At 43.1% G+C, this 4480-nt stretch carries 3 protein-coding genes and 1 tRNA gene; 1 reads left to right on the forward strand and 3 read right to left on the reverse strand.

Going from position 1 to position 4480, the window contains the following annotated elements; genetic code table 11:
- From HOO90_RS10215 to HOO90_RS10225, 3 genes are all read right to left on the reverse strand, one after another.
- Window positions 1–76 (reverse strand) — tRNA-Asn (locus tag HOO90_RS10215).
- Window positions 77–160: 84 nt separating this feature from the next.
- Complete coding sequence (locus tag HOO90_RS10220) at window positions 161–1381, reverse strand: pyridoxal phosphate-dependent aminotransferase (protein WP_292842683.1); 1221 nt, start codon at window positions 1379–1381, stop codon at window positions 161–163.
- 180 nt (window positions 1382–1561) lie between these two features.
- Window positions 1562–2536 carry a serine protease gene (locus HOO90_RS10225; protein WP_292842685.1) on the reverse strand — a complete coding sequence of 325 codons (975 nt, stop codon included), beginning with the start codon at window positions 2534–2536 and terminating at the stop codon, window positions 1562–1564.
- A gap of 259 nt (window positions 2537–2795) precedes the next feature.
- Here HOO90_RS10225 and uvrB point away from each other — a divergent pair.
- The coding region (uvrB, locus tag HOO90_RS10230; protein ID WP_292842687.1) for an excinuclease ABC subunit UvrB at window positions 2796–4480 on the forward strand (1685 nt) is incomplete at its 3' end.

Genomic DNA, 4480 nt, shown 5'->3' on the forward strand with positions numbered 1-4480 from the left:
TGGCTCCTCGACCTGGGCTCGAACCAGGGACACACGGATTAACAGTCCGTTGCTCTACCGACTGAGCTATCGAGGAATCGGTGAAGGCGTGATATTAATGACTAAGCGACTTTTGGTCAATAACTAATGTGCTTAAAGTGAATATTTTTTTAAATATTTTTCAACTTAAAGCTTTTTCGATGCGATCTAAGGCATTTTGCAGATTAGCCATTGAGGTGGCGAACGAGATTCTAAAATAGCCATCCGCACCGAAAGCAGAACCTGGAACAACCGCTACATTAAATTCTTCGAGCAGGTATTCGGCTAAGGCCATGTCGGTGGCGGCTTTAATTTTGCCAGCTTTACGTAAGTTGGCAATCGCGCCGCGTGCATCAGGAAAAGCATAGAAAGCGCCACCTGCCATTAAACAGCTTAGACCTGGCATGGTGTTGAAGCGATTAACTACATATGTGTGGCGCTCTTTAAATGCACTTACCATGGGCTTAATGCAGTCTTGCGAGCCTTCTAGCGCGGCTTGCGCAGCCACTTGCGAGATAGACGTTGCATTGCTGGTGGATTGCGATTGCAATATCTCCATTGCTTTGATGATGTATGCGGGACCTGCGGCATAGCCTATGCGCCAGCCTGTCATGGAATAAGCTTTGGATACGCCATTCAACACAATACAACGGTCTTTTAGTGCGGGGGTCGCATTTAGAATATTGTAGAATTTATTGCCAGTTAAATTCACATGTTCGTACATGTCATCGGTGGCAACGAATACATGCGGATATTTAAGTAGTACATCGCCCAAGGCTTTAAGTTCATCTAGGCTATACACCGTGCCTGTTGGGTTGGAAGGTGAATTAATCATGAAAAGCTTGGTTTTTGGTGTGATGGCGGCTTCTAATTGCGCAGGCAACAATTTAAAACCTTGTTCGATACCGCATTCGATAATGACAGGTTTTGCTTCAGCCACCAAGGCAATATCAGCGTAGGACACCCAATAAGGCGCGGGAATAATGACTTCATCACCTTTATTCAATATCGCTAAGCACAAATTAAAAATCGTTTGCTTGCCACCAACGCCAACAATGACTTCATTTAAAGCGTAATCAAAACCGTTTTCATTTTTGAATTTATTAACAATGGCTTTTTTTAGTCCTGGAATGCCGGCAACTGGCGTGTATTTGGTAAAACCATTATCGATTGCAGTTTTTGCAGCCTCTTTAATGTGTAGCGGCGTATCAAAATCAGGTTCGCCGGCTGCTAAGCCAATAATATCGCGGCCTTCGGTTTTGTATTTGCCTGCTTTTGCAGTAATGGCAAGCGTAGGGGATTCTTTAATTGATTGAACGCGTAGAGATAAAACGGATGCTTGGTAAGCTGCTGATTGTGACAAAATATGCTTCCTTAGAACAACATTTGGCGAATAATTGAGTAGCCGCTATTTTACGCATAAAAATGTTGTTTAGGAATGATTTGTGTATTGCAATTACTCAGATTATTTGCCTTTGCTACACCTAATTATAGCAAAGGTATTTTGTAAAGCGGCTACAAAAATACCTGAACTAAATTCAATTTAGCATTGCAAGTTGCAACCTAATTGTTTGCTATATTCTAGCGCCAAGTCCTTATTGATATTGGCTATGGCTACATTAATTTCATGCATACTCGATAAGTCGCCAGCGGCCTGTGCAATAACGCCTAGCCTGAAGAGCGCATCAGTATTTGTTGCATCTAAGGCCACTGATTGTTGATAAGCGCGCTTGGCTTCTATAAAGTTTTTTTGATATTCATGAGCTGACCCTAATTCATACCATGCATCAGAATTTTTGGGATCTTTATCAATCCATTTTTGCGCTACCAGTAAAAGTTTAGGCCAGTCCTGATTAATCTCCGGTAGGGCAACTTGCATGAAAAAAGGTTTGTTTTCGTCATCTTCTTCCCAAAAGGCTTTTCCTACGATAGGGAATACTGTCTCGACAGGCAGTTTTTCTAGATTGGACAGCCATTCAATGGGAAGTGAATAGAAATAGGCACGTTTGCCAGGAGTTTTAAAGGTATTGATGCCGAGTAAATTACCATCTGTATCAAATATGCCACTGCCGCTCGCACCCATTCGAAACTGCGCGCTACTGCGAATGACATTTTCACCTTCAAATGGGTAGGTTGATTTAATGATACCTGCGGATGTTAATGGTGCGGGAACACCATTGGAGTGACCAATCGACAAAACTTCTTGCCCGCGTTTGAGTAGATTGCCTTTGCCTAAGGTTGCGGCTTTAAAGGGCAGGGCAATCGTAGTTAATAGACATAAGTCATGCCATCTATCGGCCTGCACGGAAGCAATATTGTAAGTGTCTTCGCCTCGCGCGACCCAAGGCTGCTTGGTACTACGAAATATATGGCAATTGGTAATCACTTTATTTTCACCTACCACAACGCCAGAACCATAAGACAAGCCACCTGTATCGTTATATCCACGCACCATGACAACTGTTTGTAATGCGCTTAATATCTTTTGTTGGTCAAGTGCAAAAGCGCTTTGGCTCATGCTAAGTAAGACGGCAAGCAGAATAAATCTAGGCATATTATTCCCCGATAAATAGGATTGATGAAGGTAATTTAAGTAAAATAAAGTTGAAAAAAGTCGTGCGCTAGCATGCTGCGTGATAATTTTTAAAAACCACGTTAGTCTAATGACTCGACTGTTTAGCTAAAAGTTCTTATCAAAAATACCTATCATTTCTCAGTTGGTAGCTTTAGAGCTATTTACTGTTAAAATAAAAAATTGAATTTAATAAAGATTTAACGTGTTTGTTACATTTCCCAATAGTAAATATCAGTTGTATCAGCCATTTCCGCCTGCTGGCGACCAGCCACAAGCAATTAAGAAATTAACGCAGGGCATTGACGATGGCCTGAAGTTTCAAACCTTGCTAGGCGTCACGGGTTCTGGCAAAACTTACACAATGGCCAATGTGATTGCAAGAACAGGTCGCCCGGCAATCGTCATGGCGCCAAATAAAACACTGGCAGCTCAGTTGTATAGTGAGTTCAGAGAGTTTTTCCCAAATAATTCTGTTGAATATTTCGTCAGTTATTACGATTATTATCAACCAGAGGCCTATGTTCCCTCGCGTGATTTATTTATTGAAAAAGACTCTAGCATCAACGAACACATTGAGCAGATGCGGCTTTCAGCGACAAAGGCTTTATTAGAGCGTGAAGACAGTATTATCGTGGCAACTGTTTCGGCGATATACGGTATTGGCGACCCAGTGGATTATCACGGCATGGTTTTGCATGTGCAGACAGGCGAAAAAATCGCACAGCGCGACATGATTTCTCGTTTGGTGGGTATGCAGTATGACCGGAACGAATTTGATTTTGCGCGTGGTACGTTTAGAGTGCGCGGAGATGTGATTGATGTGTTCCCCGCGGAAAATAACGAAACCGCCGTGCGCATCTCGATGTTTGACGATGAAATTGAGAGCATCACCTTGTTTGACCCGCTCACAGGGCAGATTTTCAACAAAATTCCGCGCTATACCGTGTATCCGTCAAGCCACTATGTTACGCCACGAGAAACTACTATTCGCGCCATGGAGAAGATTAAACACGAACTTAAAGACCGCGTGGATTTTTACATTAAAACTGGTAAGTTGGTAGAAGCCGCGCGCATCGAGCAGCGCACACGGTTTGACCTAGAAATGCTCAATGAGATTGGCTTTTGCAAAGGCATTGAAAACTATTCACGACATTTGTCTGGGCGTAATCCTGGCGATCCACCACCAACGTTGATTGATTATTTGCCTAATAATGCATTGATGATTATTGATGAAAGCCACGTCACCGTGCCGCAAGTGGGCGCCATGTATAAAGGTGACCGTTCACGTAAAGAAAATTTAGTGGATTACGGCTGGCGTTTGCCATCGGCCTTAGATAATCGCCCGCTTAAGTTTGATGAGTTCGAGCGCATTATGCGCCAATGCGTATTTGTTTCTGCTACACCCTCTGAATACGAAGCGAATCACCAGCAGCAAATCGTCGAAATGATTGCGCGACCAACGGGCCTGGTTGACCCGGAAATTATCGTGAAACCAGCAGATACACAGGTGGACGATTTGCTTGGTGAAATTAAACTACGCGTTGCTGTGGGCGAAAGAGTGTTGGTTACCACTCTGACCAAACGCATGTCGGAAGATCTGACCGATTACCTAAATGAACATGGTGTAAAAGTACGTTATTTGCACAGCGATATTGATACGGTAGAGCGCGTAGAAATCATTCGCGATTTACGTTTGGGTGAGTTTGATGTGTTGGTTGGCATTAACTTATTGCGCGAGGGGTTGGATATTCCTGAAGTTTCATTGGTTGCCGTGCTCGATGCAGATAAAGAAGGATTTTTACGTTCAGAGCGTAGCTTGATACAAACGGCAGGACGTGCCGCGCGAAACTTAAACGGCAAAGTGATTTTTTATGCGAATAAAATTAC

This window comes from Methylotenera sp., from assembly GCF_013141425.1.
Classification (GTDB): Bacteria; Pseudomonadota; Gammaproteobacteria; order Burkholderiales; family Methylophilaceae; genus Methylotenera.